General features: G+C 69.2%; 11 protein-coding genes. 5 read left to right on the forward strand and 6 right to left on the reverse strand.

Going from position 1 to position 12,612, the window contains the following annotated elements; all coding sequences use genetic code 11:
* The first annotated feature begins 103 nt into the window (after nucleotides 1–103).
* The 5 genes from CP970_RS25220 to CP970_RS25240 all read left to right on the forward strand — a co-directional run bounded on the left by CP970_RS25220 (nucleotide 104) and on the right by CP970_RS25240 (nucleotide 6,740).
* Entirely contained in the window at nucleotides 104–1,537 is a 1,434-nt protein-coding gene (locus CP970_RS25220) for a NarK family nitrate/nitrite MFS transporter (protein ID WP_079043573.1), read from the forward strand.
* Nucleotides 1,538–1,789: 252 nt separating this feature from the next.
* The gene (pflB, locus tag CP970_RS25225) at nucleotides 1,790–4,048 is read left to right on the forward strand and encodes a formate C-acetyltransferase (protein WP_055548507.1); all 2,259 of its coding nucleotides are present in this window, start codon (nucleotides 1,790–1,792) and stop codon (nucleotides 4,046–4,048) included.
* A 114-nt stretch (nucleotides 4,049–4,162) separates the two neighbouring features.
* A complete protein-coding gene (gene pflA, locus CP970_RS25230; RefSeq protein WP_079043574.1) occupies nucleotides 4,163–4,984 on the forward strand; it encodes a pyruvate formate-lyase-activating protein in 822 nt (273 codons plus the stop codon).
* A gap of 105 nt (nucleotides 4,985–5,089) precedes the next feature.
* The gene (locus tag CP970_RS25235; protein ID WP_055548509.1) at nucleotides 5,090–6,502 is read left to right on the forward strand and encodes a NarK family nitrate/nitrite MFS transporter; all 1,413 of its coding nucleotides are present in this window, start codon (nucleotides 5,090–5,092) and stop codon (nucleotides 6,500–6,502) included.
* Between the two features lie 37 nt (nucleotides 6,503–6,539).
* Entirely contained in the window at nucleotides 6,540–6,740 is a 201-nt protein-coding gene (locus CP970_RS25240; protein ID WP_055548511.1) for a hypothetical protein, read from the forward strand.
* A gap of 7 nt (nucleotides 6,741–6,747) precedes the next feature.
* Here CP970_RS25240 and mscL read toward each other — a convergent pair whose 3' ends face one another.
* The 6 genes from mscL to CP970_RS25275 all read right to left on the reverse strand — a co-directional run bounded on the left by mscL (nucleotide 6,748) and on the right by CP970_RS25275 (nucleotide 12,545).
* The gene (mscL, locus tag CP970_RS25245; protein WP_055548549.1) at nucleotides 6,748–7,224 is read right to left on the reverse strand and encodes a large conductance mechanosensitive channel protein MscL; all 477 of its coding nucleotides are present in this window, start codon (nucleotides 7,222–7,224) and stop codon (nucleotides 6,748–6,750) included.
* 138 nt (nucleotides 7,225–7,362) lie between these two features.
* Nucleotides 7,363–7,815, reverse strand: a complete 453-nt coding sequence (locus CP970_RS25250; RefSeq protein ID WP_107098954.1) for a hypothetical protein — start codon at nucleotides 7,813–7,815, stop codon at nucleotides 7,363–7,365.
* A 276-nt stretch (nucleotides 7,816–8,091) separates the two neighbouring features.
* Nucleotides 8,092–8,943, reverse strand: coding sequence for an S-methyl-5'-thioadenosine phosphorylase (locus CP970_RS25255; protein ID WP_055548515.1), 852 nt, complete (start codon nucleotides 8,941–8,943; stop codon nucleotides 8,092–8,094).
* Between the two features lie 135 nt (nucleotides 8,944–9,078).
* Complete coding sequence (locus tag CP970_RS25260; protein ID WP_079043577.1) at nucleotides 9,079–9,435, reverse strand: FmdB family zinc ribbon protein; 357 nt, start codon at nucleotides 9,433–9,435, stop codon at nucleotides 9,079–9,081.
* 67 nt (nucleotides 9,436–9,502) lie between these two features.
* On the reverse strand, nucleotides 9,503–10,774 hold the full coding sequence (locus CP970_RS25265; protein WP_055548519.1) for an MFS transporter: 1,272 nt from the start codon (nucleotides 10,772–10,774) through the stop codon (nucleotides 9,503–9,505).
* 226 nt (nucleotides 10,775–11,000) lie between these two features.
* A complete protein-coding gene (locus CP970_RS25275; RefSeq protein WP_055548521.1) occupies nucleotides 11,001–12,545 on the reverse strand; it encodes a potassium/proton antiporter in 1,545 nt (514 codons plus the stop codon).
* Nucleotides 12,546–12,612 lie beyond the last annotated feature (67 nt).

Below are 12,612 nucleotides of genomic sequence, written 5' to 3' on the forward strand. Positions count from 1 at the left end.
CAGCTGGTGTCCTACGCCTCTGCTGCCAGGGACCGGTGCGACGGAAGGTGGATACGTCAGGCCCCGTGGCAAGGTCGGGACCCTGAGCGAACTGGGAACCAACATGAGATCGCCTGCCGCCCAACGAGCGCGGACCGCGCCCGAGGGAACGTCCTACGACCCCGCGCAGTACCGCCCCGGTCGCACCATCACCGACTGGGAGCCGGAGAACGAACTCTTCTGGAAGTCCACCGGCAAGAAGGTCGCCGCCCGCAACCTGTGGATCGCGGTCCCGGCCCTCCTGGTGGCCTTCGTCGTCTGGCAGGTGTGGTCGGTCACCGCGACCAACCTGAAGGACGTCGGCTTCGGCTTCTCCACCTCCCAGCTGTTCTGGCTGACGGCCGTCCCCGGCCTGACGGGCGGCACGGCCCGCATCTTCTACACCTTCCTCGGCCCGATGATCGGCCAGCGCCGCTTCACCGCGCTCTCCACGATCGTCCTGGTCATCCCGCTGATCTGGCTCGGCATCGCGGTCCAGAACCCCGACACCTCGTACGGCGTGATGATCGCCATCGCCGCCCTCTGCGGCATCGGCGGCGCCAACTTCGCCTCGTCGCTCGCCAACATCGGCTTCTTCTTCCCCAAGAAGGACAAGGGCAACGCCACGGGCATCAACGGCGGCCTCGGCAACCTCGGTGTCTCCGTCGTCCAGCTGCTCACCCCGATCGTCATCACCAGCTCGGTCATCGCGGTCGGCTCGGCCCAGCACAAGGCCGACGGCACTCCCGTGTGGCTGCAGAACGCCGCGTTCCTGTGGGTGCCCGTCCTGGTGATCCTGGCCGTCGTCGCCTGGTTCGGCCAGAACGACCTCAAGGTCGCCTCGACCCCCTTCAGCCAGCAGAAGGTCATCTTCAAGCGCAAGCACAACTGGCTGATGACCTGGCTCTACGTCGGCACCTTCGGCTCCTTCATCGGCTTCGCCGCGGCCCTGCCGATGCTGATCAAGACCACGTTCACCCCGATCGACGCGGCCTACTCCGCGGCCACCTACGCTTGGATGGGCCCGGCCGTGGGCGCGCTCGCCCGCTGGGCCGGTGGCTGGATCGCCGACAAGATCGGCGGTGCGCGGGTCACCATCATCTCGTTCGTCGGCATGGCGATCTCGATCATCGGCGTCATCAACTTCCTTCCCTCCGGCGGCGACAACGGCAACTTCTGGGGCTTCTTCGCCTGCTTCCTGAGCGCGTTCTTCTTCTCGGGCATCGGCAACGGCTCCACGTTCCGGCAGATCCCGGTGATCTTCCGCAGCCAGCACCTGAAGGGCCTGACCGAGGGCACGCCCGAGTACACGAAGGCGCTGAAGCAGTCGGAGATGGAGGCGGGCGCCGTCACCGGCTTCACCTCCGCCATCGCGGCGTACGGCTTCTTCTTCATCCCCGCGATGTTCGCCAACTTCGCGGTGACCAGCGCGATGTGGGGCTTCGTGGGCTTCTACGTCAGTTGCATCGCGGTCGCCTGGTGGTTCTACGCCCGCAAGGGCGCGGAGGCCCCGAGCTGACGCGTCGCGCCACCCGCCTTTCCCGGTCATCCCGTACCACGGGGCGGCCGGGAATTTCTTGTGAATGCATTCACAAGCGAACTTAGGTCCAAAGTCCCATGGAAAACACCTGGTCAGAGCGTTGATGTGGGCCCCGGCGTGCGGGAATTGGGGACTATCGGTCCCCAATCGAGGACCATTGCGGGGCCCCTGATCGATCAAACAGGAGTGGAATGGAGGCGTAGCGACGAAGCGATACGGAAGGTGCGGGTCATGACTGCCACTCCTGCGGAAACGACAGTGCACGACGGGGCCTGGGACGGCTTCAAGGGCGGTCTGTGGCGCGACGCCGTCGACGTCCGCGACTTCGTGCAGCAGAACTACATCCCGTACGAAGGGGACGACTCCTTCCTGGCCGGTGCGACCGAACGCACCACCCAGGTCTGGGAGAAGCTCCTCTCGATGTTCCCCGCGGAGATCGAGCAGGGCGTCTACGACGTGGACGTGAAGACCCCGTCCCGCATCGACGCCTTCAAGCCCGGCTACATCGACGCCGACCGCGACCTGATCGTGGGCCTGCAGACCGACGGCCCCCTCAAGCGCGCGATCATGCCCAACGGCGGCTGGCGCATGGTCGAGACCGCCCTCAACGCCTATGGCTACGAGGCCGATCCCGAGGTCAGGGAGGTCTACACCCACCTCCGCAAGACCCACAACGAAGGCGTCTTCGACGCCTACACCCCCGAGATCCGCGCCTGCCGCTCCTCCGGCATCATCACGGGCCTGCCCGACGCCTACGGCCGCGGCCGCATCATCGGCGACTACCGCCGCGTCGCCCTCTACGGCGTCGACCACCTGATCGCCGCGAAGGAGGCCGACAAGGCCGCGCTCGGCGAGCAGTGGGCGACCGAAGAGGTCATCCGCGGCCGCGAGGAGGTCTCCGAGCAGATCAAGGCCCTCAAGGAACTGAAGACCATGGCGATGTCGTACGGCTACGACATCTCGAAGCCCGCCACCACGGGCCGCGAGGCCATCCAGTGGCTGTACTTCGCCTACCTCGCCGCCGTGAAGGAGCAGAACGGCGCGGCCATGTCGATCGGCCGCATCGACAACTTCCTCGACATCTACCTCCAGCGCGACATCGAGGCAGGGCGCATCACCGAGGCCGAGGCCCAGGAGTTCATCGACGACTTCGTCATCAAGCTCCGCATCGTCCGCTTCCTGCGCACCCCCGAGTACAACGAGCTCTACTCCGGCGACCCGACCTGGGTCACCTGGTCGATGGCGGGCATCGGCGAGGACGGCCGCCCGCTGGTCTCGCGCACCACCTTCCGCGCCCTGCAGACCCTCTACAACCTCGGCCCGGCCCCCGAGCCGAACCTCACGGTCTTCTGGTCGCAGCGACTGCCCCAGGGCTTCAAGGAGTTCGCCTCCAGGGTCGCCATCGACACCTCGGCCATCCAGTTCGAGTCCGACGAACTGATGCGCCCCAAGTACGGCGACGACACCGCGATCGCCTGCTGCGTATCGGCGATGGCCGTCGGCAAGCAGATGCAGTTCTTCGGCGCCCGCGTGAACGTCGCCAAGGCGCTGCTCTACGCGATCAACGGCGGCCGCGACGAGAAGTCCGGCAAGCTCGTCGTCGAGGGCTTCGAGCCCATCACCGACGAGTACCTGGACTACGAGACCGTCGCCGCGCAGTACGACGCGATGCTCGGCTGGCTCGGCAAGACGTACGTGCACGCGCTCAACGTCATCCACTACATGCACGACAAGTACGCCTACGAGCGCATCGAGATGGCCCTGCACGACCAGGAGATCCTGCGCACGATGGCCTGCGGCATCGCGGGTCTCTCGGTCGCGGCGGACTCCCTCTCGGCCATCAAGCACGCCAAGGTCAAGGTCATCCGCGACGAGACGGGCCTCGCCGTCGACTACGAGATCGAGGGCGACTACCCGGCCTACGGCAACAACGACGAGCGGGCCGACGCCATCGCCCAGCGGATCGTCTCCGACTTCATGGGCAAGATCCGCCAGCACCCGACCTACCGGAACGCGGTGCACACCCAGTCGGTCCTGACGATCACCTCGAACGTCGTCTACGGCAAGAAGACCGGCAACACCCCCGACGGCCGCCGCGCGGGCGAGCCGTTCGCCCCGGGTGCCAACCCGATGAACGGCCGCGACGAGCACGGCTACATCGCCTCCGCGATGTCGGTCGCCAAGCTCAACTACGACGACGCCGAGGACGGCATCTCGCTGACCAACACCATCACCCCGGACGCGCTCGGCCGCACCCCCGAGGAGCGGGTGGCGAACCTCTCCGGCGTCCTGGACGGCTTCATGGCCAGCGACGGCTTCCACATGAACGTCAACGTGCTCAACAAGACGACGCTCGAGGACGCCATGGAGAACCCGGAGAACTACCCGCAGCTGACCATCCGGGTCTCCGGATACGCGGTCAACTTCATCCGGCTCACCCGCGACCAGCAGCTCGACGTCATCAACCGCACCTTCCACGGCTCGCTCTGAGCCACCGGCTCCCACCAAGGAGCCGCCCCCGATCCGCGGCCCCGGGGCCGGGCCCTCACCCCGGCCCCGGGTGCCGCGCACACCACGTCCTGCCAGTAGTTCGGGAGTTCCGCCATGGCTGTCCTGCTCGGTACCGACATCCCCGTACGCCCCGTCGTGGCCGATGAGGACGCGGCCACGCCCGCCGCGGCCGCGACCCACCGGCCCGTCACCGGGTCCATCCACTCCTGGGACCTGTCCACCGGCGTCGACGGCCCCGGCACGCGCTTCGTGACCTTCCTCGCCGGCTGCCCGCTGAGCTGCCTGTACTGCCACAACCCGGACACCTGGCGGATGCGCGACGGCAAGCGGACCACGGCCGACGACGTCATCGCGGAAGCGGCCAAGTACACCAGGTTCATCTCGGCCGCCGGAGGAGGAGCCACCGTCAGCGGCGGCGAGCCCCTCCTGCAGCCCGTCTTCACCGGTGAACTCCTGCACCGCCTCAAGCACGAACTGGGCCTGCACACCGCCCTGGACACCTCGGGCTTCCTCGGCGCACGCGCCACCGACGCCCTGCTCCGCGACGTCGACCTGGTGCTCCTCGACATCAAGTCCTGGCACCCCGAGACGTACCAGAAGGTCACGGGCCGTCCGCTGGCACCCACCCTCGACTTCGCCCACCGTCTGGCCGACCTCGGCAAGGACGTCTGGGTGCGCTTCGTCCTCGTGCCCGGCCTGACCGACGACCCGGCGAACATCGAGGGCGTCGCCCGCTTCGCCGCCTCGCTCGGCAACGTCTCGCGCGTCGACGTGCTGCCCTTCCACAAGCTGGGCGAGGCGAAGTGGGACGCGCTCGGCAAGGACTTCACGCTGCGTGACACCCCCTCGCCGACACCGGAGCAGGTCGCCGCCGCCAAGAAGATCTTCGAGGCGCAGGGCCTCAAGGCCGTCTGACGTCGGCCACGGCCCACCCGGTCCACCCGGCCCGCGCCACCCGAACGGCCCATCGAACGGTCCATCGAACAGGCGCTCACCAGGGGCTGTGCCTAGCGTGGCCGCATGAGTGCTCCCACCAGCCACCGGCGGACGGGCGACACCTACCGTCCCGGATCGGCGATCGCGGAATGGCAGCCCGAGGACGACTCCTTCTGGCGCACCACGGGACACAAGGTCGCCAACCGCAATCTGTGGGTGTCGATCCCGGCCCTGATGCTCGGCTTCGTCGTCTGGCAGGTCTGGTCGGTCACCGCGGTCCGCCTCAACGACGTCGGGTTCGGCCTCACCACCTCGCAGCTGTTCTGGCTGACGGCCATCCCCGGCCTCACCGGTGGCACCTTCCGGATCCTCTACACCTTCATCGGGCCGATCTTCGGCGAGCGGAAGTTCACCGCGTTCTCCACGCTGATCCTGATCGCCCCCATGCTCTGGCTGGGCTTCGCGCTCCAGGACACCGGCACCCCCTACTGGGAGCTCGCCCTGATCGCCGCGGTCTGCGGCATCGGCGGCGCCAACTTCTCCTCGTCGATGGCGAACATCGGCTTCTTCTTCCCCAAGAAGGAGAAGGGCAGCGCCGCGGGACTCAACGGCGGCCTCGGCAACCTCGGCGTCTCCGTCGTCCAGCTGGTCGCCCCGCTGGTCGTCACCGCGGCCGTCCTCGGCGCCCCCGCGGGCGACCCCCAGCGCGACACCGTCAAGAACGAGGACGTCTGGCTGCAGAACGGCGCGTTCCTCTGGGTGCCGCTCCTGGTGATCATGGCGCTGCTCGCCTGGTTCCTGATGAACGACCTCAAGGTCGCCGCCGCGCCCTTCAGCCGCCAGAAGGTCATCTTCAAGCGCAAGCACAACTGGCTGATGACCTGGCTCTACGTCGGCACCTTCGGCTCGTTCATCGGCTTCGCCGCGGGCCTGCCGCTGCTGATCAAGAACAACTTCTCGGCCTCGGGCTACCAGGCCACCACCTACGCCTGGATCGGCCCCTTCATCGGCGCCCTCACCCGCTGGGCCGGCGGGTGGCTGTCGGACAAGATCGGCGGCGCCCGGGTCACCCTGGTGTCCTTCGTCGGCATGGCCGCTTCGCTGGTCGTCGTGATCAGCGCGCTGCCGTCCGGCGGGGACAAGGGCAGCTTCTGGGCCTTCTACGTCGGGTTCCTCTGCGCCTTCGCGTTCTCCGGCGTCGGCAACGGCTCGACGTTCCGGCAGATCCCGGTGATCTTCAGGGACCTGCACCTGAAGAAGGCGGCGGGCCAGGGCCCCGAGGCGGAGGGCGCCGCGCTGAAGCAGGCCGAGATGGAGTCGGGCGCGGTCACCGGGTTCTCCGCGGCCATCGCGGCGTACGGCTTCTTCTTCATCCCCGCGATGTTCGCCAACCTGGCCGTCACCACCGCGCTGTGGATGTTCATCGGCTTCTACGCCACGTGCCTGGTCGTCTGCTGGTGGTTCTACGTCCGCAAGGGCGCGGAGGCCCCGAGCTGACCGGGGTCCGTCCGCGCCCTGGACGTACCCTGGAGGCATGAGCACCGCCCCCGCCCCCGAACCGCGTGATCCGGAGGGGCCGAAGAAGCCGAAGAACGCGCTGATCTTCGACGACCCGCTGTCGCAGCAGTCTTCGGACGACACGGACCGAGGGTGGGGAGAGCGGGCCGAAGCCGGTGGCGACAGCGCCGCCGACCTGGCCCGCTTCCTCGACGAGAAGCCGCCCCACCACCTCTGAGCGGGCGCTACTCCTCGCGGTGCCCCGAGCCGCGCTGCGCCACCAGGGCGTCGCGGATCTCCTTGAGGACCTCCAGCTCGGACAGCTCCATGACCTCCTGGGTGCCCTCCTTCGCGGCCTTCCGCGCGGCCTGCTTGGCCAGGTACTTGGCCATCGGCAGGACCATCAGGAAGTACACGACGGCCGCGGTGATCACGAAGCTGAGGACCGCGCTGAGCACGGAACCCCACATGATCGGGATGCCGCTGGCGACCGTCCCGTCGGCCTTCATCTCGCACGGTGCCTTCAGGCACGAGCTGTAGTGGTCGAGATCCTTCGTCCCGAAGGCGCCGACGAGCGGGTTGATGACACCCTTGACCACCGAGTTCACGATGTTCGTGAACGCGGCGCCGATGACCACCGCGACCGCCAGGTCGACGACATTGCCGCGCATCAGGAAGGCTTTGAAGCCCTCCCAGACGCCCGGTTCCTTCTTCTCGCTCACCACGAGGCCTTTCGTTGCATGTGCGGGTTGCGGAACAAACAACTTCGCAACCTACGTCAGACCGTGGTTGGCCTGTCCAATTCGCTCGCACGAATGGGCGACTTGACAGGGGTTCAGTGCGATCGTGAACACTCCTGTTCACCGCAGGGTCACCGCCAGACGCGCCTGCGCACCGGCTCCCGCGAGCCGTGCCGCCGTGTCCCGGCGCACCGAGAGCACCACCAACGCGCCGCTCTCGACGGGACCTTCCCCTCGCTCGGGCACCTCCGAAACCCGCGCCCCCGCGGCCACCACACGGGGCGCGCCGCCGCCGGCGGGTGACCCGTCCGCGGCGATCACGTCCACCCGGTCGCCGGGGCGCAGCAGACGCACCGCGTCCGCGTCGGCGATCCGCACCGGCGCCGTCACCCGCTCCACGGGCCGCCGCTCGCGCGCGGGCTCCGCGGCCGCCGCGCGCGCCCGGGGCGGCGCGGTGTCCCCGGGGCCCGCGGCCGCGAGCGCCGCCGCGGCCATCGCGAGGCCCGCGGCCATGGCACGCCGTCTGTGCCGCAGCAGCCCGCGCAGCCGCGGATGCCCGCCGCGCACTCGCACGGGGGTGAAGAGCGGGACCGGGCAACGGTCTGGAGATGGGGCCTGCGAAGGGACGCGGGACTGAAGGGCGTCAGAGGGCTGAGAAGGGACGTGGGACACGACAACCACCGCCTGCGATGCGAAGAGCCGGGCTTGCGCTCTCACGATGCAGGCCCGCGCCGAATCCCGCTGAGCCCTGTGGACTGCCCGCCGGTTGTGGATAACTCCCTCACCCGAAGGGGAAGTTCCGCGCCCTCAGCCGCCGGTCACGCGCCGGTCACCCGCCGGTCCCGCCGGTCACGGCAGCCGGATCCCCGGCTCCATCCCACCCAGCGCCCCCGCACACAGACACTCCCGCTCCCCGTCCGCCGGCAGCCCCGCCACCGCGTCGAACAGGACGCCCCGCAGCCGGTCCACATTGGCGGCGAACACCCGGAGCACCTCGTCGTGCGAGACGCCCTCGCCGGTCTCCGCACCCGCGTCGAGGTCGGTGACCAGTGTCAACGACGTGTAGCAGAGCTCCAGTTCGCGGGCGAGCGCCGCCTCGGGGTGCCCGGTCATGCCCACCACCGACCAGCCCTGCGCCGCGTGCCAGAGCGACTCCGCACGGGTCGAGAAGCGCGGCCCCTCGACCACCACGAGCGTCCCGCCGTCCACCGGCTCCCACTCCCGGCCGCGCGCCGCCTTCAGCGCGGCGCCGCGCCCCACGGGGCAGTACGGATCGGCGAGCGAGACATGCACGACGTTGGGCACGTCGCCGTCGGGCAGCGGCACCCCGTCGAAGTATGTCTGCGCACGCGATTTCGTGCGGTCCACCAGCTGGTCGGGGACCAGCAGCGTCCCGGGCCCGTACTCGGCCCGCAGCCCGCCCACCGCACAGGGACCGAGCACCTGGCGTACGCCCACGGACCGCAACGCCCAGAGGTTGGCGCGGTAGTTGATGCGGTGCGGTGGCAGATGATGGCCGCGGCCGTGCCGGGGCAGGAAGGCGACCCGGCGTCCCGCGACCTCACCGAGGAAGAGGGAGTCGCTGGGAGCTCCGTAGGGGGTGTCGACCTGGACCTCGGTCACCCGGTCGAGGAAGGAGTAGAAGCCGGATCCGCCGATCACGCCGATCTCGGCCCGCGTCGCGTTCGCCGTGTTCACCATGGACCGCACAGTATCCGCGCGCGAAAAGCGGGAGAACCCGGAGGACCCGGGGAACCCGGAGATCCCGTGGACCCCGGAGAACACCAAGGACCCCGCCGTAGAGAACGGCGAGGTCCTGAGGAAGATGCTGAAGCGCTACGCGGCCGAGCTCGACGACGAGGACGACGACGTCGACGAGGAGGAGCCGGACGACTTCGAGTCCGAGGAGGAGGACGTCGACGAGGAAGACGACGACGAAGAAGAATCCGAGGACGACGAAGAGGACTTCGCGTCGGAGGAGCCCTTCGACGTGGCCGGCGTGCTGCTCGACGACGAGCCGCGGCTGTCGTTGCGGTAGAAGCCGGATCCCTTGAAGACGATGCCGACCGCCGAGAACACCTTCTTGAGGCGTCCGTCGCAGTTGGGGCACACGGTCAGGGCGTCATCGGTGAACTTCTGCACCGCCTCGAGGCCCTCGCCACACTCGGTGCACTGGTACTGGTACGTCGGCACTTGCTTCCTCCTGGCACTCTCACTCGATGAGTGCTAACGACGGTCCATAGTGACGTATTCCGCGAGATCAGTCCACCGTGACCGGCGTGCGGTGACTCACGCCACGCGCCACCGTCCGCCCCGGCGCCTTCGGCACGAGCCGTGACCGCAGGGCGATCAGCACCACGAAGGCCAGTGCCGTGCCCCCCAGGGGGACCAGGAATCCGGCACCGTCCCAGAAACGGTCCTCCAGCTGTCCCGCGACCGTGACGGCGGCGGCCTGGCCGAGCGCGACGGCGCCGGTGAGCCAGGTGAAGGCCTCCGTGCGCCCGGTCGGCGGGACCAGCTTGTCGACCAGGGTGTAGCCGCTGATCAGCGCGGGAGCGATGCAGACGCCGACGAGCAGGCCTAGCCCGGCGAGCAGGAGCGCGGAGTGCGCCGCCCACAGTCCGGAGGCCATCAGGGTCAGCGCCGCGTAACCGACGAGGAGGCGCCGCTGCGGGGAGACCTTCCAGGCGATGGCGCCGCAGGCGATGCCGGAGAGCATGTTGCCCGCGGCGAACGTCCCGTACAGGACACCGTTCAGGCCGGGCTCGCCGATCGACTCGGTGAAGGCGGCCAGCGAGACCTGCATGCCGCCGAAGACGGCGCCGATGCCGAGGAACGTGACGATCAGGACCCGCACACCGGGGATGCGCAGCGCGGAAACGTGCTCCACGCGTGCGTGCTCCGCGCCGTGCGCGGCGGGCTTGGGCTGGGTGCTCTTCTGGGCGGCGAACAGCAGGCCGCCCACCAGCGTGAGTCCGGCCTCGGTGAGCAGTCCGGCGGCCGGGTCGATCGTGGTGCACAGCGCGGTCGCGAAGAGCGGGCCGAGGACGAAGGTCAGCTCGTCGGTGACCGACTCGAAGGCGGCCGCCGTACCGGCCAGCGGGGAGTCCTGCAGCTTGGCGGCCCAGCGGGCCCGCACCATGGGGCCGATCTGCGGCGTCGAGGCGCCCGCGGGCACGGCGGCGACGAAAAGTGCCCACAAGGGGGCGTCGGAGAGCGCGAGGACCGTCATGGTGAGCACCGAGGCGGAGTGCACGAGCACGCCGGGCAGCAGCACGGCGCGCTGTCCGAAGCGGTCGGCGAGCTTGCCGCTGAACGGCGCGAACATCGCCATGGAGACGCCGGTGACGGCGGAGACGGCGCCCGCGATGCCGTAGGAGCCGGTGGTGTGCTGCACAAGGAGCACGATCGAGATGGTGAGCATCGCGAACGGCTGACGTGCGGCGAAGCCGGGAAGCAGGAACGTCCAGGCGCGAGGGGTGCGCAGGAGCTGTCCGTAGCCCGGGCGGGATTCGGTGACCGTGGATGCCACGGCCCGTGCCTTTCTGCCGCCTGGTAGCGCGCCCGTGCGGGGGCGCCGAGAGCTGTCCTCTTGCGCGGAACTGCGGTAGATGCCGGGCTCCACTGCGGGGGTGCCTCGACCGCCATACGGTCGCGCCAGCTCTGCTTCAGGCAGAGTTGGTTCGATCTGGTGCCTTCATCCTACAGGGAAGGGCCTCATCTGCCCCTGTGATCGCAGCCGATGAGACCCCTGCCACCTACGATTGGTGCTTTTCTCCAGCAGTTCCCAGCCATCCGGCGAGCTTGCCGCCGTGGCCGACCGCGCGCAGCCGCTTCTCGGCGGCGTCCCGCACCGGGTCGGTGGCCACCACCAGGAGCTCGTCGCCGCGCCGCAGCACCGTGGCCGGTAGCGGAACGAACGATTCGCCGTCGCGTACGACGAGCGTGACCGCGGCGCCCTGGGGCAGCCGCAGCTCGCCGACCTCGACGCCGTGCATCCGCGACCCTTTGGGGATGCCCACCGACAGCAGATGCCCGCGCAGCCGCTCCAGGGGCGCCGACTCGATGCCGAGGTCGGCGGCCTCCGAGGAGTCGCCCAGGCGCAGCTTCCGGGCCAGCCAGGGCAGCGTGGGGCCCTGGATCAGGGTGTAGACGACGACCAGGACGAAGACGATGTTGAAGATCCGCTGGCTGTCCTCGACGCCGCCGACCATGGGGATGGTCGCCAGGATGATGGGCACGGCGCCGCGCAGGCCCGCCCAGGAGAGCAGTGCTTTCTCCTGCCAGGGCATGCGGAACGGCAGCAGGCTGAGCACGACTTCCAGGGGGCGCGCCACCATCGTCAGGACCAGGCCGATGATGATCGCCGGCCAGGTGTCGTCGAGCAGGTCGTGCGGGGTCACCAGGAGGCCGAGCAGGACGAACATGCCGATCTGGGCGATCCAGCCGAGCCCTTCGGCGAAGCCTCGGGTGGCGGGCCAGTGCGGCAGCTTGGCGTTGCCGAGGACCATCGAGGCGAGGTAGACGGCGAGGAAGCCGCTGCCGTGGGCCATGGCGCCCGCCGCGTACGCCGTGACCGCGATGGCCATGACGGCGATGGGATACAGGCCTGAGGCGGGCAGGGCCACGTGCCGCAGGCCGTAGGCGCCGAGCCAGCCGACCGCGAGGCCGATCGCGGCGCCGATCGCCAGCTCCAGGGCGATCTTGCCGATCAGCAGGTACCAGGCGTCCACGGGGCCCGCCGTGGAGAACGCCACGACGAGGATCACCACGGGGGCGTCGTTGAAGCCCGACTCCGCTTCGAGGACACCTGTCACTCGGGAGGGGAGCGGCACCTTGCGCAGTACGGAGAAGACCGCCGCCGCGTCCGTGGAGGACACCACCGCGCCGATGATCAGGGCCTGCCGCCATTCCAGGCCGACGAGGTAGTGCGCTCCGGCGGCCGTGACGCCGACGCTGACGGCGACGCCGAGGGTGGAGAGCGCGGCCGCCGCGGGCAGGGCCGGCTTGACCTCTTTCCACTTCGTGCCGAGGCCGCCCTCGGCGAGGATCACGACCAGGGCGGCGTAGCCGATGACCTGCGTCAGCTCGGCGTTGTTGAAGGTGACGTTGCCGATGCCGTCCTGGCCTATCGCGACGCCGATTCCGAGGTAGAGCAGCAGGCTGGGGAGCCCGCTGCGCGACGAGATGCGGACCGCCGCCACCGCGACGAGCAGAACGAGCGAGCAGACGAGCAGGAGCTGGTTGAGGTGGTGGACAGTCAGGGGCCGTTCCTTCCTCCGTGCGCGTACTTGGGACCTCATGCGAGCCAAGTACCGAGCCAAGTACTTCGTTACCTTACCTAATTGTTAACGCCTTCTTGATGCCATC

The sequence above is a fragment of the Streptomyces kanamyceticus genome, from assembly GCF_008704495.1.
Taxonomy (GTDB): Bacteria; Actinomycetota; Actinomycetes; order Streptomycetales; family Streptomycetaceae; genus Streptomyces; species Streptomyces kanamyceticus.

Bases quoted from the DNA above. Each gene is read 5' to 3' on its own strand.
- CP970_RS25220 (WP_079043573.1), top strand. From the start codon at position 104: ATGAGATCGCCTGCCGCCCAACGAGCGCGGACCGCGCCCGAGGGAACG.
- pflB (WP_055548507.1), top strand. From the start codon at position 1,790: ATGACTGCCACTCCTGCGGAAACGACAGTGCACGACGGGGCCTGGGAC.
- pflA (WP_079043574.1), top strand. From the start codon at position 4,163: ATGGCTGTCCTGCTCGGTACCGACATCCCCGTACGCCCCGTCGTGGCC.
- CP970_RS25235 (WP_055548509.1), top strand. From the start codon at position 5,090: ATGAGTGCTCCCACCAGCCACCGGCGGACGGGCGACACCTACCGTCCC.
- CP970_RS25240 (WP_055548511.1), top strand. From the start codon at position 6,540: ATGAGCACCGCCCCCGCCCCCGAACCGCGTGATCCGGAGGGGCCGAAG.
- CP970_RS25255 (WP_055548515.1), bottom strand. From the start codon at position 8,943: ATGGTGAACACGGCGAACGCGACGCGGGCCGAGATCGGCGTGATCGGC.
- CP970_RS25275 (WP_055548521.1), bottom strand. From the start codon at position 12,545: ATGAGGTCCCAAGTACGCGCACGGAGGAAGGAACGGCCCCTGACTGTC.